The sequence below is a fragment of the Parasaccharibacter sp. TMW 2.1891 genome, assembly GCF_023337675.1.
Classification (GTDB): Bacteria; Pseudomonadota; Alphaproteobacteria; order Acetobacterales; family Acetobacteraceae; genus Bombella; species Bombella apis.
Genome location: NZ_QORT01000003.1, coordinates 42,904 through 62,933, shown reverse-complemented (window position 1 = coordinate 62,933; position 20,030 = coordinate 42,904). Strand labels below are relative to the sequence as shown.

Sequence of the window (20,030 nt, the reverse complement as noted above, 5' to 3'; positions counted from 1 at the left end):
GGCCAAAGAAAGAATTGACGCTCTCCCGCAAAAGGGGCAGCCTGACAGCCATGCCACAGCTTTCTTTCCATTCTCCCCTCGGTGCCCTGACCCTCAGCGAAGAAGAGGGGCAGATCGTCTCCCTTGATGAAGGCTGGGGCCGGGACCAGAGTGAGACGCCCCTCCTGCTGAAAGTGCGGGACATGATGCAGGATTATTTTGATGGAGAGCCGGTGGATTTCCAATCCATTCCACTGATGCTTGATGGCACGGCCTATCAGAAACGTGTCTGGGCGGCCCTGCGTGCCATTCCGCACGGGCAGACCCGGACCTATGGCGACCTGGCCAAAACTGTCGGTGGAAGCCCGCAGTCCATCGGTCAGGCCGTGGCCCGCAACCCGCTGCTCATTCTCATCCCCTGCCACCGTGTCCTGCCCTCCCACGGCAGGGGCCATGGTGACTATAGCGGGTTTGAAGGCGCAGAGAGCAAGGCCTTCCTGCTGGAACTGGAACAAGAAGCATCCAGTTCCTGAAACACGGGATCATCCAGCCTTACCTTATTGCCAAAGCTGATCATCACGTGATCTTACAAAAATATGATGGCAAATTTTCATCACCTGCCATCGGCCTGACCCCGCAAAAAATGACGGGAATTTTTTATTTAAAAAATATTTATAAGAAGAAAAATAAAATCAATTGTTGAAAACTCGCCAAAATCAATAATGAAAAAATGTCAAATTCCTCCCATTCCAACGAAAAGGAATGATTATATATGGTTAATGACCATGAGTTACCTCTCACAATCGCACGAATACAATTCGCCTTTACCGTTGGCGTACATATAATATTCCCAGCATTTTCGATCGGTCTATCTGTATTCCTTACCTTTCTTGAAGGCATGTGGTTAAAAACGAATGATAACCGTTATTTGAATCTCTTTAAATACTGGTTGAAAATCTTCTCCATCGTCTTCGGCATGGGGGTCGTCTCTGGCATCGTGATGGCTTACGAGTTCGGTACCAACTGGGCAGGCTTCTCTGCCAAGGCAGGGCCCATCACAGGCGTGCTTCTCTCTTACGAAGTCATGACGGCCTTCTTTATGGAGGCTGGTTTCCTTGGTGTCATGCTGTTCGGGCTGAACCGTGTCGGCCGCAGAATGCATTTCTTTGCAACCTGTGCTGTCACTACAGGAACGCTGATCTCCATGACATGGATCCTTGCATCCAACTCATGGATGCAAACCCCACAAGGCTATGTCATTGACCAAAAGACAGGCCATTTCCTGCCCCATGACTGGCTGGCCATCATCTTCAATCCATCCTTTCCCTACCGGATCACCCATATGGGGCTGGCTGCCATGCTTTCAGTGGCCTTCACGGTAGCTGCCGCAGGTGCATGGCATCTGCTCAAGGCCAAAAAGGGAGGTACACAGGCAGACAGTACGATCCGCCTCATGTTCTCCCTGTCCCTCTGGATGATTGTCATCACAGCCCCTCTCCAGATCATAGCGGGCGACATGCATGGGCTGAACACCCTGAAATATCAGCCCGCCAAGATTGCCGCCATGGAAGGCGACTGGACAAGCGAAACACGAGCCCCTGAACTGTTGTTCGGCATCCCGAACATGAAGACAGAACGTACGGATTACGCCATAGGGATTCCGCTACTGGGCTCCTTCATCCTGACCCATGATATCAACGGCAAGGTGCCCGGCCTGAAAGATTATCCGGCAGACCAGCGGGCCCCGGCGCCAATCGTGTTCTTTTCTTTCCGCATCATGATTGCCCTAGGGGGGCTTATGCTGCTCTGCGGCCTCTGGTCACTCTGGCTGCGGCGCCGACAGCGTTTGTTCGACCATCCTCTTTTTCTGCGGGTGATACTCACCATGGCACCAGCTGGGTTTCTGGCTCTGCTCTGTGGCTGGGTTACGACAGAAGTCGGGCGGCAACCATGGACGGTCTATGGCCTGCTTCGCACGAAAGACAGCGCCTCACCGCTGGCACTCTCCAGCCTGTCTTTCTCCATGCTGTTTTTTGTTGCGGTCTATCTCTTTGTTTTCGGCTCAGGCCTCCTGATGCTCATCCGCCTGCTACGGGCCACCCCAGAAGCTGCTGACAACACCAGCGATGACATCATGATCCTAGGTAGCCATCATCATACGATCTCTCAGAACAAGGATGCGTCATAACATGTCCGGCCTTGCATTCTATCTTCCCTTCATCTGGGCGTTCATCGTCATTCTGGCCATTTCGGTCTACGTCATCCTTGATGGCTTTGACTTGGGAATTGGCATGCTCTTTGCTTTCGAGAAAAAGCCGGAGCATCGTGACATCATGATCAACACGATTGCCCCCGTCTGGGATGGTAATGAAACATGGATGGTTCTGGGTGGAGCAACCCTGTTCGGTGTTTTCCCCGGTGCTTACAGCACGCTGCTGCCTGCCTTCTATATCCCCATCATCATCATGCTGGGGGCTTTGATCTTCCGTGGTGTTGCATTCGAGTTCCGCATCATGGCGCACTCACCCAACCATCGGGCCTTCTGGAATACGGGCTTCATGGCAGGGTCCACACTTGCCGCTTTCTGTCAGGGCTGCATTCTTGGCGGGTACGTTCAGGGGGTGCATACAAGCCACGGTGCCTTTGCCGGAGGAGCCATGGACTGGCTGACACCGTTCAGCGTTCTTTGTGGCCTGTCCGTTGTTACAGGTTATGCTCTTCTTGGTACGACCTGGCTCGTTTGGCGCACATCCGATGAACTGGAAGCACGATGCCGCCGCTGGTCCAAAAGATTATCCATTCTGATGATTCTCTGCATCATTGCTGTTAGCTGCTGGACGCCGTTTCTCCATGCGCCCTATCTCCATCACTGGATTGCCTTTCCGAACATTCTGTTCGGCCTGCCTGTTCCTCTACTGGTGGCACTGGCCGGTTTCCTGATGTGGCGGACCCTAGACAAGGAACACGCCATCACGCCTTTCCTGTGCGCCATTGGATGGTTCCTGCTCAGCCTGGTTGGCCTGGCCATTACCATCTGGCCCTACGCTGTTCCACCAACCCTGACCCTGTGGGATGTAGCATCTCCAGTTCCCAGCCAGCTTTTCCAGCTCGTCGGGACCGTCATCCTGCTCCCCATCATCACGGGATATTCGATCTATTCCTACTATCTTTTCCGTGGAAAGGTCACAAAAGCCGATGGATATCACTAAGTTCACCACATACGATAAGAAGAAGGTGCCAGCCTCTTTCTCCAAACGTCTAGCGTGGTTCTTGGCCCTCTGGGGAATGGGCACTCTTGCCATCATCTTGATGGCAAGCTTCCTTCACCTTCTGATCCCCCATGGCTGATGGTCTGACATGGACTTCACCTAAAGAAAAGGCAGGGCCATATGCATGGCCCTGCCTTTTCTTTCATGGACAACAGACCAGGCTGTTAATCAGTTGTTCATCGCATCGAAGAAGTCCTGATTGGTCTTGCTGTAACGCAGCTTGTCCAGCAGGAAGTCCATGGCATCCATCGTGCCCATCGGAGCAAGGATACGGCGCAGGACCCACATCTTGGAAAGAGAGGCCCGGTCCACCAGCAGCTCTTCCTTGCGGGTGCCGGACTTGGTGATGTCGATGGCCGGGAAGGTGCGCTTGTCTGCCAGCTTGCGGTCCAGCATCAGCTCGGAGTTGCCCGTGCCCTTGAACTCTTCAAAGATGACCTCATCCATGCGGGAACCTGTATCAATCAGGGCCGTGGCAATGATGGTCAGCGAGCCACCTTCCTCGATGTTACGGGCCGCACCGAAGAAACGCTTCGGCCGCTGGAGGGCGTTGGCATCCACACCACCGGTCAGCACCTTGCCGGATGAGGGCACGACCGTGTTATAGGCCCGGGCCAGACGGGTAATGGAATCCAGCAGGATGACCACATCACGCTTGTGCTCGACAAGGCGTTTGGCCTTTTCCAGCACCATTTCCGTCACCTGCACATGGCGGTGGGCCGGTTCATCAAAGGTGGAGGAAACGACCTCACCACGAACGGACCGGGCCATGTCCGTCACTTCCTCAGGCCGTTCATCAATCAGCAGAACGATAAGGAACACATCCGGGTGATTGGCAGAAATGGAAGCAGCAATGCTCTGAAGCATCACCGTCTTACCCGTTCTCGGCGGTGCAACGATCAGGGCACGCTGCCCCATGCCGATGGGAGAGACCAGATCAATCACACGGGAGGTGTAATCCTTCTGGTCCTTGCGATCACGCCCCTTGCCCTTGGCAGGGGCCGGAGCAGCGCAAGCTTCCCCTGTCGGCTCGGTTTCCATGCGGAGACGGCGCTCGGGGAAGAGGGGGGTCAGGTTGTCGAAATTGATACGGGCACGGACCTGCTCCGGTGCCTCAAAATTGATGGTATTGACCTTCTGGAGGGCAAAATAGCGCTCTCCATCCCGGGGCGCCCGGATCTCACCCTCCACCGTATCACCAGGCCGCAGGGCAAAGCGGCGCACCTGGGCCGGAGACACATAGATATCATCCGGGCCGGGCAGATAATTGGCTTCCGGGCTGCGCAGAAAGCCGAAACCATCCGGCAGTATCTCGAGCGTTCCTTCGCCATAAATGGCCTGCTCACGCTCGGCGAGAGTCTTGAGGATGGCAAACATCATGTCCTGCTTGCGCAGGGATGATGCATTTTCGACCTCCAGCTCTTCAGCAAAAGCCAGCAGATCAGCAGGGGATTTCTTCTTCAGTTCGGCGAGATGCATGAAATGATGCGCCTTGATATGCCCCGGTGGGGTAACTAATCGGAATAGACGAAAAACCAGAATACAGGCCGGGTACCCGCACGGCAGGACCATGCGCCACGGGGCATGCCGGACCTCAGGGACAGTCAGGGCTGCCGCCCCACAGGGAACTGGCAAAACTGCCTTCCGGTGCGAAGGAGATGACCCGGAAGGCAAAGCAGGACGCCGCCACCATCAGGTCGGCTTTCTTCCTAGGTGAAAGAGGGCCGCACTGTCAAGCGGGCCCTCCTTGCGGGGCAGGGCCAGCCTTTCAGACCACTTTCAGCATGGCATCCGCCGTGCGCAGGGCAAGGGCCATGATTGTCAGGGCCGGATTGGCCGCACCGGAACTCGGGAAGGTGGAGTGGTCGCTGATCCACAGATTGTCGATGTCGAAACTGCGCCCATATGGATTGACCACGGCCGCTCCTGCATCGGTTCCCATCCGGCAGGTGCCGATCATGTGTGCGGCCCGGCTGATGACACGGATGTCCTTCGCCCCGATGGACTCCCACATCTTCACCATCAGGCGGGATGCATGGCGATGCATGGCGTCCTCATTGGGGCCGTATGTATGGTCGATCCGTGGTTTGGGCAGACCGAAAGCGTCTTTTTCATCAGACAGGGTCACACGGTTTTCATCCCGTGGCAGGCTTTCCCCGTGCATCCCGATACCCGCACTGTAATTGTAGGCTGCCAGCGTGCGGCTGAGGGCCTCACCACGGCGCCCATCCGCCCGGACCAGATTGGCAGCCCATGTGAGCGGCATCATGCCCAGGGACTGGAGCAGATACCCTCCCGCAAAGTCGGCATCCTTTGGCCTCAGCATGTCTTCGGAAATGGTCAGGGATGGGTAACCCTTGTTGGGCCGGGTTTCTTCATCAAACACACCCCAGACCTGCGTGGATACATGCGTCATGTAATTGCGTCCCACCTGCCCGGAACTGTTCGCCAGACCGTTGTTCAGCAGCAGGCGGGCCGTTTCCACCGCTCCGGCAGACAGGACAACAGCCCGGCATTTCTGCCGTTCCTCCCGTCCGTCACGGACATAGATGACCGCCGTGATCCGCCCCTGGCTGTCCCGCTCAAACCCCGTCGCCATGCAGCCAGGACGCAGTTCAGCCCCATGGGCACAGGCCAGTGGCAGATAGGTGTTGTCCACGCCCGATTTCGCCCCGTTCCGGCAACCCTGATGACAGGCACCGCAATTCACGCAGGCTTCCCGTCGGCCAAAATGAGGCTGGTCATGAGCTTTCGTGATGACAGCCAGAGGACCATCTGCATGACGCAGCCCTACATTGTCACAGGCCTGACGCATCTTCAGGGCAGCATTGTTGGGTGCTGCGGGCGGATAGGCATAATGGCGGCTCTCATCCCAGGGATAAGACGCTGGGCCACTCACACCTATGAAGCGCTCCACCTCTTCCACGTAAGGCTGAAGCTCTTCGGCCCCGAAAGGCCAGTCCACCCCTTTCCCGCTCTCACTGTACAGGCGGTAATCCCGGGGATCCATGCGCGGCAGGAAAGCCCCGTAATGAAGCAGGGACCCCCCAATCCCTGTTCCACTGTTATTACCCCCAAAGGCCTGCGGTGTTCCCCCACCAGACAGACGCTCATGCAGCCAGTACAGTTCCTGTGCTGTCGGCTCATCCGGCGTGTGGGACCTGGCCTTGAAAGAAGGGCCGGCTTCCAGCGCCACGACCTTCCGCCCTGCCATGGCAAGCCGCGCAATGAGCGGTGCGCCGCCAGCGCCCGTCCCGATGACGACAACATCGGCAGTTTCCTGTGAAAAATCATTATGCGTTTTCTGCATCATGCAACTGTTTCCATCACTTATGGATCAAAGATGTTCGTACTGGGGTACATGGGGACAGTACGGCCCGAAGCGGGAGAGGTACCGAGTACCGGGGACGGTACTGTACCCCCTTATGAAACGGGGATTGTACACAGCCTCATTGTGGAAAAAGAGGGATAACGTTCTGCACCCCTTGTTCTAGCCTGCCTTCAGAGGTTGTACACACTGTGAGTAAGCTGGGGTACATTTTCCGAAAGCCGGGTACCCCGGTTTCCACAAGGTCTTTCAACAACATCTAAATCTAAGATTTGTAAATTCATATGTTGTGTTGTCTGGCTGTCCTTTCTTTCATTCCAGCTCCAGACTGGCTTGTCGCCATGAAGAAAGACCTTGGTTCATGTCCCTACGATCCCTTTTTCCTGTTTCTTCCAGAGGCGGAAAAGCCCTGAAATTCTCCTTCATGCCATTTTTGAAAAACGGCGCTCATTTTCCGGCTCAAAAGCCTCTTTTTTTGTCAGTGATTCAGCCGAAAACCCTTGAATTTCCTTGTCTCCACCAGTCAGGCTGGAGGAAATTCCAAGCCGTTCCTGTGCAATCGGATGCGCCAGAAACGCTGCAACGATCTGGTTGCGGAGATCACCACTCCACAACTTCATCTGTGAGGCTGAAAAAGGCGCCTGAGCATTGACCGGCAGGGAGCCATCAAAAGCCCTGTCCAGCAGCGTACCACGCTGATCCGTGTCAAGAGAGGCATAATCCTGTCCAAAAAGGCCCCGGGCATACAGTTCCAGAGAGGCAAGACCATCTTCCCAGGCGGCCATATCTGTCGGCAGATCGGCAAAACGCCATCCATCTCCAGGCCCGGCGAGAGCCTGATCGATCATGACTGCCAGATTGAGATGCAGCTCACCCAGAAGTGGTGCCTGTGGCAGAATGTCATCACAGACCAGCTCAAGAAGCTGAAAAGCCTCTGGGGAAAGATGTTTCCTCTGGCCCTGTTCCTGTTCCATTCTTTCGAGCAGGGCAGTGCGTGTCCGAGAGGATATGTGGTCTGACTGAAGAAAAGCGGGCAGGGTTCTGGTCATGAAAGGTTTCCTGCTGGAAAAGTGAAAAGACAAAGAGAAGGCTTTACCCTATAGCCTCATAGGGAGATATAAGGCTAATGAGAGGCCGGGTCTCTTCCGGGAGGTGGGAGGCCGGGACCATGTTTCAAGTTCTGGAAGGACAGGAGTCACGATGACGGTTGAGATTAAAGTCCCTGTGCTTGGTGAAAGCCTGAAACAGGCAACCGTGATGCGTTGGCTCAGACAGTCTGGCGATTACGTGAAGGCTGGTGAGATGGTTCTTGAGCTGGAAACGGACAAGGTCACGCTGGATGTGCCGGCTCCGGCAGCCGGGGCACTGAGCCATGATCTGCCGGAAGGAACGGATGTTGAGGTCGGGCAGGTCATTGCATTCGTGGATGATCAGGCAGCAGCCCCTGCGGTTGAGGAAAACAGGCAGCAGGACAGCCAGGACGTGGTGCAGGATGTGACGGACCATGGTCCAGCTGCTTCAGCAGAGGGAGAGCAGCCCGTGGTGACGGGAGGAGCTGTCACTCATCCGGCTCCTGCTGTGGCTGAACCGGTGGCCTCCCTTCCCGAAGACAGGGGAACGGGGGAGCGGCGTGTGCCGATGAGCCGCCTGCGTCAGACCATTGCCCGGAATCTCAAGGCAGCCCAGAACAGTGCCGCCATTCTGACAACGTTCAATGAAATTGACATGAGTGCCGTCAAGGCGCTGCGGAGCCAGTATCGGGAGCTGTTCGAGAAGAAGCATGAGGGGGCCCGTCTGGGGTTCATGTCGTTCTTTGCCCGTGCTGTCGTAGGGGCCCTGAAGGATTTTCCGGTGCTGAATGCCCGGATTGAAGGACATGAGATCGTTTATCAGGATCATGTCAATCTGGGCATTGCCGTGGGGACGGAACGGGGGCTGGTCGTGCCCGTGCTGCGGAAGGCCGAGACACTTGGTTTTGCCGAGCTGGAGCGCCGCATTGCCGATTATGGCAAACGGGCTCGTAAGGGTGGCCTTGCCCTGAAAGAACTGGAAGGTGGCAGCTTTACCATCACCAATGGCGGGATTTTCGGGTCCCTGCTGTCCACGCCCATTCTCAATGCACCGCAGTCCGGTGTGCTGGGGATGCACGCCATCCAGGACCGGCCCGTGGCCCGGGATGGGCAGGTTGTCATCCGGCCCATGATGTATGTGGCCCTGTCCTATGATCATCGTCTGGTGGATGGACGGGAAGCGGTCAGTTTTCTTGTGAGGCTCAAGGAGCTGATCGAGGACCCCCGTCGCCTGCTGCTGGATATCTGACAGGTATCAGGTACGAAAAACCCCTCCGCCCATGATTTGGACGGAGGGGTTTTTCATCTGGTCAGTTACAGGGATACCGACCAGATATGGACTCAGTGGCCCCAGCCAGCAGGGATTTTGCCGCCATTGTTGGCAAGCTCGGTATAGACCTGCTTGATGAGCCAGACATTCATCGTGGCCGTGTCGTTCTTGTCCCCGGTATAGTGCAGATCGTCAGCAAGACTCTGACGGGCCTGCAGGGAGCTGTCGAGGCCCAGGAGCTTGAGCAGATCGACGATGGATTCCTTGTAGTTCAGAGGCTGGCCAGCCTTGGCGGCCAGTTCCTTCAGAACGGCATCCACATCCACCTGTGCGATGGACGGAGCCGCAGCACCGGCAGCTGGCTGTGCCGTATCCGCCGCCTTGGCAGAAGAGCCGAACAGGCTCGTGGCGAAGCTGGAAACCTTGGAAACGATGTCGTTGAAAAGACCCATGATATGTTCCTTCCCTGAAAGCAGGAATGACTGGTCGGTTATGACCCTGCCATCGGAAATGATGGCAGGGAACAGTGACAGAAAGGATCAGTAACGGTACAGGTCGTGCTTGAACGGCCCGTTGGGGGACACCCCGATATAATCCGCCTGAGCCTGTGTCATTCTGGAGAGCGTGGCGCCCACCTTTGCAAGATGGAGAGCGGCAACCTTTTCATCAAGGATTTTTGGCAGAGTATAAACTTTTCCTGCCTCATACTGGCCCGGTTTTGCATTCCAGAGTTCGATCTGTGCCAGCGTCTGGTTGGTGAAGGAGGCGGACATCACGAAGGACGGATGGCCTGTGGCGTTGCCCAGATTGACCAGACGGCCTTCGGAGAGAAGGATGAGGCGGCGGTTCGGGGCCAGCTCGATCTCATCAACCTGCGGCTTGATGTTGGTCCATTTGTGATTGCGCAGGGCGGAGACCTGAATCTCGCTGTCAAAATGCCCGATATTGCAGACAATGGCCCGGTCCTTCATCTCACGCATATGTTCGATGGTGATGATGTCCTCGTTGCCGGTACAGGTCACGAAGATGTCGCCACGGGGAGCGGCATTTTCCATCGTGACGACCTCATAACCTTCCATGGCAGCCTGAAGGGCGCAGATCGGGTCAACTTCCGTCACCAGCACGCGGCAGCCTGCGCTGCGGAGGGAAGCGGCAGAGCCTTTGCCCACGTCACCATAACCGGCCACAACAGCCACCTTGCCGGCCATCATGACATCGGTGCCACGGCGGATGGCATCCACGAGGCTCTCACGGCAGCCATAGAGGTTGTCGAACTTGGACTTGGTCACGCTGTCATTGACATTGATGGCCGGAACCTTGAGCAGCCCCTTGCGCTCCATGTCCCAGAGGCGATGCACGCCCGTCGTGGTTTCCTCGGAAATGCCACGGACCTCCTTGAGGAGCTCGGGGTATTTCTCATGCATGAGGGTTGTCAGGTCACCACCATCATCAAGGATCATGTTGGGGGTCCAGCCATCCGGCCCCTTGATGGTCTGCTCGATGCACCAGATGAATTCTTCCTCGTTCATGCCCTTCCAGGCGAAAACGGGAATGTTGGCGGCGGCAATGGCGGCAGCTGCCTGGTCCTGGGTGGAGAATACGTTGCAGGAGGACCAGCGGACTGTGGCACCGAGGGCGATCAGCGTCTCGATCAGCACGGCGGTCTGGATGGTCATGTGCAGGCAGCCGGCAATCCGGGCGCCCTTCAGCGGCTGGCTGGCGCCATATTCCTCGCGGAGGGCCATCAGGCCCGGCATTTCGCCCTCGGCAATGGAGATTTCCTTGCGGCCCCAGTCGGCCAGGGACATGTCACGAACCTTGTAGTCCTGCGTAGCCATATGTGTTTCCTTGGTTTTTGGCAGTTGATGATCATGGATGGAACAGCAGGCAGGCGAGGCCTCCATGCGGTTCCTGCACCGGGAAACTATAGAGCCTTGCCGTAAGGCTGGAAAGAAGAACGGACCAACAGTTTTCCGTTACAAAATGGTGTCATCCATATTGCGTCCCATCGGGCAACGTGTCAGAGAACGGGCGGTATTCATGTGTCTGGAGCCTTGGCTCTTCCCGGTGCAAAGGGATGTCCTGCCGCCTTCAGTCCGGGCAGGAAAACTGTAATGGGGGGTGGCTGTGCCCGACAATACTGTTCCGAATTTTCCTTTTACAGTGCTTGACCCGTCCCTGAAGGAGGCCCACCCCATGGCCCGGATCAAGGGGCTTGTCTGGGCTGTCCGTGCCGTGCCGGGGCAGGGGATCATGCCGCTGGATGCCGAGGACGTGCAGCGTATCCTCCAGTCTCCCGGGGAAGAAGGCTATGAGGCGGCGTCCGGAGAGAATGGCTGGTGCTGGCTGCATTTCGATACGGTTCACAGTTCTGCCCGTACCCATGTGGGGCGGCTGCCGGGGATGCCGGAAGATGTGGGGACCATGCTGGCGGAAACGGATTACGGCATTGCCCTTGAAGCTGCCGATGATACGGTCTGGGGGGCCCTGCCCGCCTTTGACGATGCCCTGGCGGAGGAGGACCGGGAGATTTGTGCCTGGCGCTTTGCCATGCGGCAGAATATCCTGATCACGACACGGCGCACGCCCATTCCCGTACTGGGGTCGGCCTACCGGTCTCTCCAGACACAGGGGGTACCCCGCAATCCGGCTGGGGTGATAGACCGTGTCCTGCGGGATTTTACCGGGACGGTCCGCCGCCAGCTGGCCCAGCTTGATGACGAGCTGGACAGGGCGGAAGATGTTCTGCTGGCCATTGTCCACGGGTCCGATCTGGGGCATCTTGGTGGTATCGTGGGTAAGGTGAGGCGCCGATCGACAGAGCTGCGGCGTGTTGTCATGCCGATCGACCGTGTCCTGCGGGATGAAGACCTCGAGTTGCCGGAATGGGCCGAGGATGATCTGCGGGACCGGGCTGAACGGCAGATTCACGCAGCCCTTGATGATCTCATTGCCTTGCAGGATCGGGCCCGTTCCCTACAGGATGAGCTGGCTTCCAGCCAGGCGGAAGAAACAAACCGCCGTCTGTGCATCGTGTCCATCGTGACGACCCTCATGCTGCCGGCCACGCTGGTCACGGGGTTCTTCGGCATGAATACGGGGGGCATGTTTCTGGCCTCTGGTGGGTTGGGGACCATTTTTGCTGGTGGGCTGTGTGTGGTTGCCATGGCCGTGACCTTCATTTTCATGAAAATGGCCCGACTGTTCTGAGGAAGCTGACTGGTCCTGCTGATGACTGAAATAAACAGGAATACGTTATTGCATATCATTCTCATAAACTGGGGTGATGTCTCTGTTCAATGACATTGATCAAATAGAACTTCACATTATTTTTGAAGAAAGAGGGGATGGACACTGTCCGAAAACCTGCCTACTTTCCCTAATCGAGGGTTGATATCGGACTGGATCAGGACTGTTTATTAGTGAAACAGGATCAATCATTTTCCTTTTCCTCCGGATGTTACCTATTTTCCATGGTCAGATAAAAGGTAGGAGTCCTTGAATGTCTGATAAGAATATCATTCGCACGACCGCTGGTGCCCCTTGGGTCAGCAACCAGGACAGCAAGTCTGCCGGTCCTCGTGGACCGCTTCTGCTGGAAAACTATCAGCTGATCGAGAAGCTCGCTCATCAGAACCGTGAGCGCATCCCGGAGCGTACCGTGCACGCCAAGGGCGTTGGTGCTCATGGAACGCTGACCATCACCAAGGACATCACGAAGTACAGCTGCGCATCCATCTTCTCCGAGGTCGGCAAGAAGACGGACATGTTCCTGCGTGCATCCACCGTGGCCGGTGAGCGTGGTGCTGCCGATGCTGAACGTGACGTGCGTGGCTGGGCCCTGAAATTCTACACGGATGACGGCAACTGGGACCTGGTGGGCAACAATACCCCGGTCTTCTTCATCCGTGATCCCATCAAGTTCCCGGACTTCATCCATACGCAGAAGCGTCATCCCCGCACAAACCTGCGTTCCGCCACGGCAGCCTGGGACTTCTGGTCCCTCAGCCCGGAGAGCCTGCATCAGGTGACGATCCTGATGTCCGATCGTGGCATCCCCAAGGGCATCCGCAACATGAACGGGTATGGCAGCCACACCTATTCACTGTGGAATGCCAAGGGTGAGCGCTTCTGGGTGAAGTTCCACTTCAAGACCCAGCAGGGCCATGAGTTCTATACGACCGAGGAAGCTGCTGAGGTCGTGGCCAAAACCCGTGAGTCCACCCAGGAAGACCTGTACGAGAACATCGAGAAGGGGAACTTCCCCAAATGGACGTTCTACATCCAGGTGATGGAAGAGGAAGAGGCCGAGCGCGTCAACTTCAACCCGTTTGACGTGACCAAGGTCTGGTCCCACAAGGACTATCCGCTGATCGAAGTCGGTGAGCTGGAACTGAACCGCAACCCGGATGATTATTTCTCCGAGGTTGAGCAGGCTTCCTTCTCCCCGTCCAACATCGTGCCGGGCATCGGTTTCTCTCCGGACAAGATGCTTCAGGGCCGTATCTTCGCCTATGCGGATGCTCACCGCTACCGTGTCGGCACACATTACGAGTCCCTGCCGATCAACCGTCCGAAGTTCAAGGTGAAGAACTATCATCTTGATGGTGCCATGCGCTTTGATGAGCCGAAGCGTGGCGATGGTGACTTCTACGAGCCGAACTCCTTCGGTGGTCCGGTTGAAGACAAGGCTGCGATGGAGCCGCCGCTGCGCGTGAGCGGGGACGCCACCTACTACGATCACCGTAGCGATGGTGATGACTTTGCACAGCCGCGTGCTCTGTATCATCTCTTCGATGATGCCCAGAAACAGCGCCTGTACAACAACATTGCCGGTGCCATGGCTGGCGTGCCGCAGAACATCGTCGAGCGTCAGCTGGGTCTCTTCGAAAAGGTTGACCCGGCCTATGCTGAAGGTGTCCGCAAGGCACTGAAGGGCTGAAACCGCTTTTCGCTTCCCCTTCCGGTATGACCGGAAGGGGAACAGTTAAAAGGCTCTCCGGATATCATGCCGGAGAGCCTTTTTTCATGTCGGATCAGTCTGCCCGGCGGAAGGTGAGATGGTCCTGCCCGAAGGAATGGGAGAGTTCCTGCCCTGGCGGAAGCCTGCCAAGCTGGATGAGCGTCTCCAGATGGTCAGCCAGACATGTCGTGATGGGGCCGAGTGCCAGCCCGTGAGGTTTTTCCGAAAGGAAGGAGGCTGGGCCGATCATCGTGCCATCAGCTGTCCGGACGCTGGCCAGGCCCCGGTCAAAGAGCATGGCAAGTCCGAGCAGGGCCTCACCTGTCAGAGGCAGGAAATACCCCAGTGGGGTCATTTTCGGTGCATCGAAATGAATCTCATGGAGATCGGTGCCAATGCTGATCCAACCCTGGTTGCCATCTACGCAACGCAGGGCGATGCTGTCCTGCAATGTGGAGAAAACGTCAATTTCCGGCAGGGGAAAGGGCAGGGACGCCTGTTTCCTGAAACGGGCCCGGATGGGGGAGGAAGCATAATTGCGCCGTGTCAGGGGGGACTGTAGATGGAGGCTCAATCCTGGCACGGCCCGGGTATCAAAAAGCTGCCGGATGATCCTGTCATTGAGGGTATCATGGCCCAGCATCTGCCCTGTTGCATCCAGCAGCCACAGGGGCGGAGAGGTGGTCTGGTCCGTGTGATCAGTGTTCATGCAATGTGGCTCCCTGCCCGGATTCCCTACAGGCTTATATGTTTCACGGGAAACATGCCAGATGGAACATCCTTCTTTCCGGGCAGGGAGCTGTCAGATCATGATGTCGTATCTACCAGAATGATTTCCGAATCTTCCAGCGCTTCAAGCGTGATGGTGTCTTCCCCTGCAATGGCCGCCCCACTGCGTGCCGTGATGGTCTGCCCATTCAGCAGCAGGGTGCCTTTTGCAGGAACAAGATAACCCAGTCGGCCAGGTGTGAATGCGTAACTGGCCTGCTGTCCTTTCTGGAGGGAAAGCCCCAGAACACGGGCATCAGTATGGATGGGCAGGGCATCTTTGTCATCGGCATGACCAGACGCCAGAACGGTGAACTGGCCTGTCTGCTCTCCTTTGGGGAAATGCCGTGTCGCCCAGGATGGTCCGTGCCCTTTGTCTGTCGGGATGATCCATATCTGGAATATCTGTGTGGGGATGGGTTCATTGTTGTATTCGCTGTGGAAAATGCCCGTTCCAGCGGACATGACCTGCACATCTCCAGCCTCGGTCCGCCCCGTGTTGCCGAGACTGTCCCGGTGCGTGATGGCGCCCTGGCGGACATAGGTGATGATCTCCATGTCCCGGTGGGGATGGGTGTCAAACCCGGTGCCGGGGGCGATGGTATCGTCATTCCAGACACGCAGGCGCCCCCAGCCCATGCGGTCATGATCCAGATAATGGGCGAAAGAGAAATGGTGCCGGGCATCCAGCCACCCATGTGAGGCATGGCCGAGCTGGTCAAAGGGGCGAATATCAATCATGGTGTCATTCCTTGCTGGTTCAGCTCACCCACCATGTAAGGCGTGAAGAGAGCGGATCACACAGGCATGAAAGAAAGACATTCTTTCCATATTTTGCATCATGACCTGTCAGCAGCCAGAGGCTGGCAGGAGGGGACGGAATTATGAAATTGCCGGATTTCGAGGCGTGGGCCATTTTTTCCAGGGTGGCCGAGCATGGGTCTTTCTCGCAGGCTGCCAGGGAACTTCATCTTTCACCCCCCACTGTCTCAAAAGCGATCAGTCGGTTGGAGCAGTCTCTTGGTGTCGCCCTGTTCAGCCGCAATTCCCGGCATATGTCCCTTACACAGACAGGGCAGCTTGCGCTGGAGCGGGCCAATCGCATGTTCATGGAGGCAGAAGCGGCAGAGAATGAGGTGCGGGGTGGCCGTATCCGTCCTTCCGGTCTGATCCGGATGACGGCTCCAACTACCTTCGGGCTTCGGTATGTTTCCGCAGCTCTGCCATCTTTCCTGAGGGCCTACCCGGAGATTGATATTGCCATCACGTTTACGGACAGTTTCGTGGACCTCGTTTCAGAAGGTTATGATGTGGCGATCCGCATTGCGGCTCTGGAGGATTCGGCGCTCAGGGCCCGCAGGGTATGTACGGTACGACGCCTGCTTGTGGCCTCCCCGGACTATCTGGCCCAGCAGGGTGAGCCTGCCCATCCGCGGGAACTGGAGGGGAGGAAGAGCTTTGTCTATGTCAACGGGTCATCATGCGGGGCCATCCGGCTGATGGAAAAAGCGACAGGGGCAGTCCATACATTGTCCCAGACGGCACGACTCCAGTCCGACAATGCGGAAGGATTCCTGCCAGCGCTGGAGGCCGGGCTTGGCTTCGGACTGATGCCGGATTTCATGGTGAGTGAAGCCATGCAGGAGGGTCGGTTGCAGGAAATGATGCCGGGCTGGAAGGCGGACGACATTGCCCTTTATCTCGTCACATCCGCCACAAAGCTGCGGCCTCAGAGGGTGAGCCTGCTCATGGAGCATCTCATCCGCCAGTTCAGCACACCGCCATGGCGGCTGTCCGACTGAAAGCGGACTGATGAAATCCGAAAAGCATCCTTTCCCGATTTTCTATATCCAGTCTGGAAAGGTGGCGTTACCTCTTGTGAAGGTTTCAGTGTTCCCGGTAGCGGGAAAGACCGACAGATCAAGGATGTATCGTCATGTCAAAAGTGCTCGTGCTTTATTATTCATCTTACGGTCACGTGGAGACCATGGCCCACAGCATTGCCGAAGGTGTACGTGCAACGGGCGTAGAGGCCGTTGTGAAGCGTGTGCCAGAGCTGGTGCCGGAGGAGGCTGCCAGAGCGCATCACTTCAAGCTGGAACAGGACGCACCTGTTGCAACGCCGGCTGAGCTGGTCGAGTATGATGGTATCATCATCGGGGCTCCGACCCGTTTCGGGCGTCTGCCGGCACAGATGGCCAATTTCTGGGATCAGACCGGTGGTCTCTGGGCCAAAGGGGAGCTGATCGGCAAGGTGGGGGCTGTCTTCACCTCCACGGCAACCCAGCATGGTGGGCAGGAAACGACACTCTATTCCCTGATGTCCAACCTGCTGCATCATGGCATGGTCATCAGCGGTCTGCCCTACAGTTTCCAGGGGCAGATGCGTAATGACGAGATCGTAGGTGGCGCTCCTTATGGGGCCACAACCATCGCCAATGGTGACGGTTCCCGCCAGCCGAGCGAGACAGACCTGGAGGGGGCCCGTTTCCTTGGCAGGCATGTGGCCGGACTGGTCAGGAAGCTGTCCTGAGTTTTTCCGAAAGCCTTTATTCACGCACAGAAGAGACAGACATGGGGGCCGGGTTGCGGCCCCCATGTCTGTTTTCAGTGTTTCATGTGAAACATGATCAGCCCGGGACAGGCCTGTGCCGGTCGCCAACCAGCAGGCATTTCTTCATCACGCTGGAGAGAACTGCCTCCTTCAGGAAGCGGAACCGGCCATGCTTCGGAGGAATCGGATAATTGCTCTGTGCTGGTATCGTGCAGCCATAGATGCGGACAAGCAGCGTAAAATGGCTGAAGATGTGTTTGACCTCTCCACAATCTTCCCACTGTGCCTGCAAGGGGGCGTAGCGGGTAAAGGCCGTTTCGGCCAGCCGTGCAGGCGAAGGCGTGCTTTGGCTTTCGGACCATGGTGTGCCGGGAAGGTCGTCCGTTCCTCCCAGCAGACCTTCCGGCGGTCGTGAGCGGAGCAGGACACGGCCTTCCGGATCGATGACACGGAAAAGAATGGCATGACGGGTCGGGCGGGCTTTCTTCTTCTGTCGGGCAGGGAGAGCTTCAGCCATGTTGCGGGCTCGGGCGAGGCAGCCGTCCTGCCATGGGCACGTCAGACAGGAGGGTGAGCGGGGCGAGCAGAGGCTCGCCCCAAGGTCGAACAGGGCCTGAGCAAAATCGGAAGGGCGGGCCTGTGCTGCCGGATCGTCATTCAGATGGCTGGCAAGACGGGCCAGCAGGGGGCGGGCAGCGGGTAGCGGGTCTTCCACGGCATTGAGGCGGGCCGTGATGCGCTCCACATTGCCATCAACCGGAACGGTCGGAATATTGAAGGCAATGGCGGCAATGGCCCGGGATGTATAGGCCCCGATTCCGGGGAGTGTCTGCAATCCTTCGACCGTACGGGGAAAGGCTCCCAGCTTATGAACGGCCTGAGCACAGGCATGAAGATTTCGTGCCCGTGCGTAATAGCCCAGCCCGGCCCAGAGCTGGAGCACCTCTTCCTGCGGCGCTTCCGCCAGAGCATCAATTGTCGGAAAGCGGGCCAGAAACCGCTGGTAATAGGGAATGACCGTCTGCACGACTGTCTGCTGGAGCATGATCTCGCTCAGCCAGACATGGTACGGGTCTGCCTGCTGGCCGGGTGCGGCACGCCAGGGCAGGGTACGGCGATGATGGTCATACCAATGGAGAAGGAGGGAAGCATCAGGTGTCACGCCGGTGTCTATGACGAAGAAACAGCATCGGGGCAAGGGCTGGCCTTGCTGAAACGTTTCCGTCTGCTCCCGTGATGATGGTATGGAGAGTCCGTACGCAGCATACTGGGATGGGTCGGATGGTAGATGAAACAGGAATGAAAAAAACTGCCCGTTCATCAGCATCGGGGCAGGACCGGAAAGCGGATGGCAAGGGCTGGAGCGATTACCGTCGAGGCAAGGGCCGGATGATCGGGGCCCTGCTGCCCCCCCTGACAAAACCCATTTTTCGCAAGAAATCACCGCTGTTCGTGCGTCTGCTCATGGAGTGGGAGACGCTGGTCGGTCCAGCGCTGGCGGAGGTGAGCGAACCCTGCCGCCTGCGGCCCGGCGTGTTGACCATACGCTGCTGTGGTCCGGCAGCGGTGGAGATGCAGTACGCAGCGCCCCGTCTTCTGGCCAACATCAACACAGCCTGTGGTCTTTATGGAGATGAAGCGCTGAAACAGATCAAGCTGTTACAGGATCGGCCTGTCCAGCGTAAGCCGTCCCACAGGCCCCAGAAGAAATGGAAGGATGCGGCGCCAGTTCCCGTAAATGGTATCGAGGATGCCGGGTTGAAAGAAACGCTGGAGCGTCTTGGTGGGCATATCCGGGCCAAAAAACAGGGGACAAAAAAAGCCCGCCGCTTTTGAGGGCGGCAGGCCATGCCCGTGTCATTGGCCCGAGGCCGAAGACACGGGGACAATGGGAGGATATGTCAGTCGGTCACGATATCGGCAGCCGTGTAGCCCTGCGCAAAGAGGTGCGTCCGCATCCCGGTAAAGTTGACCTGCTGTTCAATCACCTGCCGGACATTCGGCTTGGCGTGATAGGCAATGCCAAGACCTGCTGCCTTGAGCATGGGGATGTCGTTGGCACCATCACCTGTTGTCAGGCTGGCAGAGAGCTTGACGCCCCGCTCGGCACAGATGGTCTCCAGATGTTCTTTCTTGGCATCCGGGCCGAGGATTTTGCCGATCAGCTGGCCGGTGATGATGCCGTCCCTGATCTCAAGCTGGTTGCCGTAATGTTCATCAAAGCCGAGCTTCCTGGCAGCCCGCTCGGTGAACCAGTCGAACCCACCGGAGATGAGGGCCGTGCGTGCGCCATTGGCCTTCATGGTCTGCACCAGCTCCCTGATACCATCAGTGAAAGGCAGATGTTCCAGAACATCCTTCAGCAGGGATTCAGGATGGCCCTTCAGGCCGATGGTGCGCTTGCGGAGGGATTCATCAAACTCCATCTCGCCATTCATGGCACGCTTGGTGATTTCGGCTACATAGTCGCCCGTGCCTGTTGCCTTGGCCAGATCATCCAGCGTTTCGCCATCGAAGATGGTGCTGTCCATGTCGGACACCAGCACGGCTTTGCGGCGGCCACGGGTCTTGGTGAGAATGGCATCAACCTTGTAGGGAGCCAGGGCGGCACGGATTGTTGCAGGCGTGGCATCGCCGGGCCCGGGTGTCGGGCAGAAAATGTCAACGGCCTCGCCTTCGGATAGAACGACCGGCGGCTCACCTTTGACAAGATTGCGGGCAATGTCGATCGCCTCTTTGGGAAGGGTCCCATGGCGGCGATTGGCAACAAGAGTCAGAACACAGGGAAGGGACATGACATCTCTCGCTAAAAGATCAGAAGATATGGCA

Annotated in this window: 18 protein-coding genes; 9 read left to right on the top strand and 9 right to left on the bottom strand. The window is 57.2% G+C overall.

Annotated elements, in window-relative coordinates:
• Positions 1-50: 50 nt before the first annotated feature.
• The 3 genes from DTJ15_RS07470 (at position 51) to cydB (ending at position 3,188) form a co-directional block, all read left to right on the top strand.
• Positions 51-512 (top strand): methylated-DNA--[protein]-cysteine S-methyltransferase, encoded by a 462-nt coding sequence (locus tag DTJ15_RS07470; RefSeq protein WP_249109753.1) that lies wholly within the window; start codon positions 51-53, stop codon positions 510-512.
• A gap of 239 nt (positions 513-751) precedes the next feature.
• Positions 752-2,167, top strand: a complete 1,416-nt coding sequence (locus tag DTJ15_RS07465) for a cytochrome ubiquinol oxidase subunit I (protein ID WP_043559146.1) — start codon at positions 752-754, stop codon at positions 2,165-2,167.
• A 1-nt stretch (position 2,168) separates the two neighbouring features.
• Positions 2,169-3,188, top strand: coding sequence for a cytochrome d ubiquinol oxidase subunit II (cydB, locus tag DTJ15_RS07460; protein ID WP_043559149.1), 1,020 nt, complete (start codon positions 2,169-2,171; stop codon positions 3,186-3,188).
• Between the two features lie 228 nt (positions 3,189-3,416).
• Here cydB and rho read toward each other — a convergent pair whose 3' ends face one another.
• From rho to DTJ15_RS07445, 3 genes are all read right to left on the bottom strand, one after another.
• The gene (rho, locus tag DTJ15_RS07455) at positions 3,417-4,727 is read right to left on the bottom strand and encodes a transcription termination factor Rho (RefSeq protein WP_043559152.1); all 1,311 of its coding nucleotides are present in this window, start codon (positions 4,725-4,727) and stop codon (positions 3,417-3,419) included.
• A gap of 289 nt (positions 4,728-5,016) precedes the next feature.
• Positions 5,017-6,561 carry a GMC family oxidoreductase gene (locus DTJ15_RS07450; protein ID WP_227431473.1) on the bottom strand — a complete coding sequence of 515 codons (1,545 nt, stop codon included), beginning with the start codon at positions 6,559-6,561 and terminating at the stop codon, positions 5,017-5,019.
• A 437-nt stretch (positions 6,562-6,998) separates the two neighbouring features.
• Positions 6,999-7,625, bottom strand: coding sequence for a gluconate 2-dehydrogenase subunit 3 family protein (locus tag DTJ15_RS07445; RefSeq protein WP_249085927.1), 627 nt, complete (start codon positions 7,623-7,625; stop codon positions 6,999-7,001).
• Positions 7,626-7,776: 151 nt separating this feature from the next.
• Between DTJ15_RS07445 and sucB the strand changes: the two genes are divergently transcribed.
• A complete protein-coding gene (gene sucB / locus DTJ15_RS07440) occupies positions 7,777-8,895 on the top strand; it encodes a dihydrolipoyllysine-residue succinyltransferase (RefSeq protein ID WP_248630721.1) in 1,119 nt (372 codons plus the stop codon).
• 92 nt (positions 8,896-8,987) lie between these two features.
• Here the strand turns inward: sucB and DTJ15_RS07435 are convergent, their stop codons facing one another.
• Both DTJ15_RS07435 and ahcY read right to left on the bottom strand, forming a co-directional pair.
• Complete coding sequence (locus tag DTJ15_RS07435) at positions 8,988-9,368, bottom strand: DUF3597 domain-containing protein (protein WP_086431613.1); 381 nt, start codon at positions 9,366-9,368, stop codon at positions 8,988-8,990.
• 87 nt (positions 9,369-9,455) lie between these two features.
• On the bottom strand, positions 9,456-10,754 hold the full coding sequence (ahcY, locus tag DTJ15_RS07430) for an adenosylhomocysteinase (RefSeq protein ID WP_043559515.1): 1,299 nt from the start codon (positions 10,752-10,754) through the stop codon (positions 9,456-9,458).
• A gap of 358 nt (positions 10,755-11,112) precedes the next feature.
• Here ahcY and DTJ15_RS07425 point away from each other — a divergent pair, with 358 nt between their 5' ends.
• Both DTJ15_RS07425 and DTJ15_RS07420 read left to right on the top strand, forming a co-directional pair.
• Complete coding sequence (locus DTJ15_RS07425; RefSeq protein WP_154981076.1) at positions 11,113-12,126, top strand: CorA family divalent cation transporter; 1,014 nt, start codon at positions 11,113-11,115, stop codon at positions 12,124-12,126.
• Positions 12,127-12,418: 292 nt separating this feature from the next.
• The gene (locus tag DTJ15_RS07420) at positions 12,419-13,858 is read left to right on the top strand and encodes a catalase (RefSeq protein WP_043559164.1); all 1,440 of its coding nucleotides are present in this window, start codon (positions 12,419-12,421) and stop codon (positions 13,856-13,858) included.
• A gap of 94 nt (positions 13,859-13,952) precedes the next feature.
• Here the strand turns inward: DTJ15_RS07420 and DTJ15_RS07415 are convergent, their stop codons facing one another.
• Both DTJ15_RS07415 and DTJ15_RS07410 read right to left on the bottom strand, forming a co-directional pair.
• The gene (locus DTJ15_RS07415) at positions 13,953-14,588 is read right to left on the bottom strand and encodes a hypothetical protein (protein WP_043559167.1); all 636 of its coding nucleotides are present in this window, start codon (positions 14,586-14,588) and stop codon (positions 13,953-13,955) included.
• Positions 14,589-14,686: 98 nt separating this feature from the next.
• On the bottom strand, positions 14,687-15,388 hold the full coding sequence (locus DTJ15_RS07410) for a pirin family protein (RefSeq protein WP_249109752.1): 702 nt from the start codon (positions 15,386-15,388) through the stop codon (positions 14,687-14,689).
• A 143-nt stretch (positions 15,389-15,531) separates the two neighbouring features.
• Between DTJ15_RS07410 and DTJ15_RS07405 the strand changes: the two genes are divergently transcribed.
• Together DTJ15_RS07405 and wrbA are read left to right on the top strand one after the other, a co-directional pair.
• A complete protein-coding gene (locus tag DTJ15_RS07405) occupies positions 15,532-16,449 on the top strand; it encodes a LysR family transcriptional regulator (RefSeq protein WP_249109751.1) in 918 nt (305 codons plus the stop codon).
• 134 nt (positions 16,450-16,583) lie between these two features.
• On the top strand, positions 16,584-17,180 hold the full coding sequence (wrbA, locus tag DTJ15_RS07400; protein ID WP_081562449.1) for an NAD(P)H:quinone oxidoreductase: 597 nt from the start codon (positions 16,584-16,586) through the stop codon (positions 17,178-17,180).
• 97 nt (positions 17,181-17,277) lie between these two features.
• Here the strand turns inward: wrbA and DTJ15_RS07395 are convergent, their stop codons facing one another.
• The gene (locus DTJ15_RS07395) at positions 17,278-18,363 is read right to left on the bottom strand and encodes an A/G-specific adenine glycosylase (protein ID WP_249109750.1); all 1,086 of its coding nucleotides are present in this window, start codon (positions 18,361-18,363) and stop codon (positions 17,278-17,280) included.
• Positions 18,364-18,500: 137 nt separating this feature from the next.
• Here DTJ15_RS07395 and DTJ15_RS07390 point away from each other — a divergent pair, with 137 nt between their 5' ends.
• Positions 18,501-19,037 carry a DUF721 domain-containing protein gene (locus DTJ15_RS07390; RefSeq protein ID WP_193599754.1) on the top strand — a complete coding sequence of 179 codons (537 nt, stop codon included), beginning with the start codon at positions 18,501-18,503 and terminating at the stop codon, positions 19,035-19,037.
• Positions 19,038-19,102: 65 nt separating this feature from the next.
• Here the strand turns inward: DTJ15_RS07390 and serB are convergent, their stop codons facing one another.
• Positions 19,103-19,996, bottom strand: coding sequence for a phosphoserine phosphatase SerB (gene serB / locus DTJ15_RS07385; protein ID WP_043559182.1), 894 nt, complete (start codon positions 19,994-19,996; stop codon positions 19,103-19,105).
• Positions 19,997-20,030 lie beyond the last annotated feature (34 nt).

Bases quoted from the DNA above. Each gene is read 5' to 3' on its own strand.
- DTJ15_RS07410 (WP_249109752.1), bottom strand. From the start codon at position 15,388: ATGATTGATATTCGCCCCTTTGACCAGCTCGGCCATGCCTCACATGGG.
- DTJ15_RS07435 (WP_086431613.1), bottom strand. From the start codon at position 9,368: ATGGGTCTTTTCAACGACATCGTTTCCAAGGTTTCCAGCTTCGCCACG.
- ahcY (WP_043559515.1), bottom strand. From the start codon at position 10,754: ATGGCTACGCAGGACTACAAGGTTCGTGACATGTCCCTGGCCGACTGG.
- DTJ15_RS07450 (WP_227431473.1), bottom strand. From the start codon at position 6,561: ATGATGCAGAAAACGCATAATGATTTTTCACAGGAAACTGCCGATGTT.
- DTJ15_RS07425 (WP_154981076.1), top strand. From the start codon at position 11,113: ATGGCCCGGATCAAGGGGCTTGTCTGGGCTGTCCGTGCCGTGCCGGGG.
- sucB (WP_248630721.1), top strand. From the start codon at position 7,777: ATGACGGTTGAGATTAAAGTCCCTGTGCTTGGTGAAAGCCTGAAACAG.
- DTJ15_RS07465 (WP_043559146.1), top strand. From the start codon at position 752: ATGGTTAATGACCATGAGTTACCTCTCACAATCGCACGAATACAATTC.
- DTJ15_RS07420 (WP_043559164.1), top strand. From the start codon at position 12,419: ATGTCTGATAAGAATATCATTCGCACGACCGCTGGTGCCCCTTGGGTC.
- cydB (WP_043559149.1), top strand. From the start codon at position 2,169: ATGTCCGGCCTTGCATTCTATCTTCCCTTCATCTGGGCGTTCATCGTC.
- wrbA (WP_081562449.1), top strand. From the start codon at position 16,584: ATGTCAAAAGTGCTCGTGCTTTATTATTCATCTTACGGTCACGTGGAG.
- DTJ15_RS07390 (WP_193599754.1), top strand. From the start codon at position 18,501: ATGAAAAAAACTGCCCGTTCATCAGCATCGGGGCAGGACCGGAAAGCG.
- serB (WP_043559182.1), bottom strand. From the start codon at position 19,996: ATGTCCCTTCCCTGTGTTCTGACTCTTGTTGCCAATCGCCGCCATGGG.
- DTJ15_RS07405 (WP_249109751.1), top strand. From the start codon at position 15,532: ATGAAATTGCCGGATTTCGAGGCGTGGGCCATTTTTTCCAGGGTGGCC.
- DTJ15_RS07415 (WP_043559167.1), bottom strand. From the start codon at position 14,588: ATGAACACTGATCACACGGACCAGACCACCTCTCCGCCCCTGTGGCTG.
- DTJ15_RS07470 (WP_249109753.1), top strand. From the start codon at position 51: ATGCCACAGCTTTCTTTCCATTCTCCCCTCGGTGCCCTGACCCTCAGC.
- rho (WP_043559152.1), bottom strand. From the start codon at position 4,727: ATGCATCTCGCCGAACTGAAGAAGAAATCCCCTGCTGATCTGCTGGCT.
- DTJ15_RS07445 (WP_249085927.1), bottom strand. From the start codon at position 7,625: ATGACCAGAACCCTGCCCGCTTTTCTTCAGTCAGACCACATATCCTCT.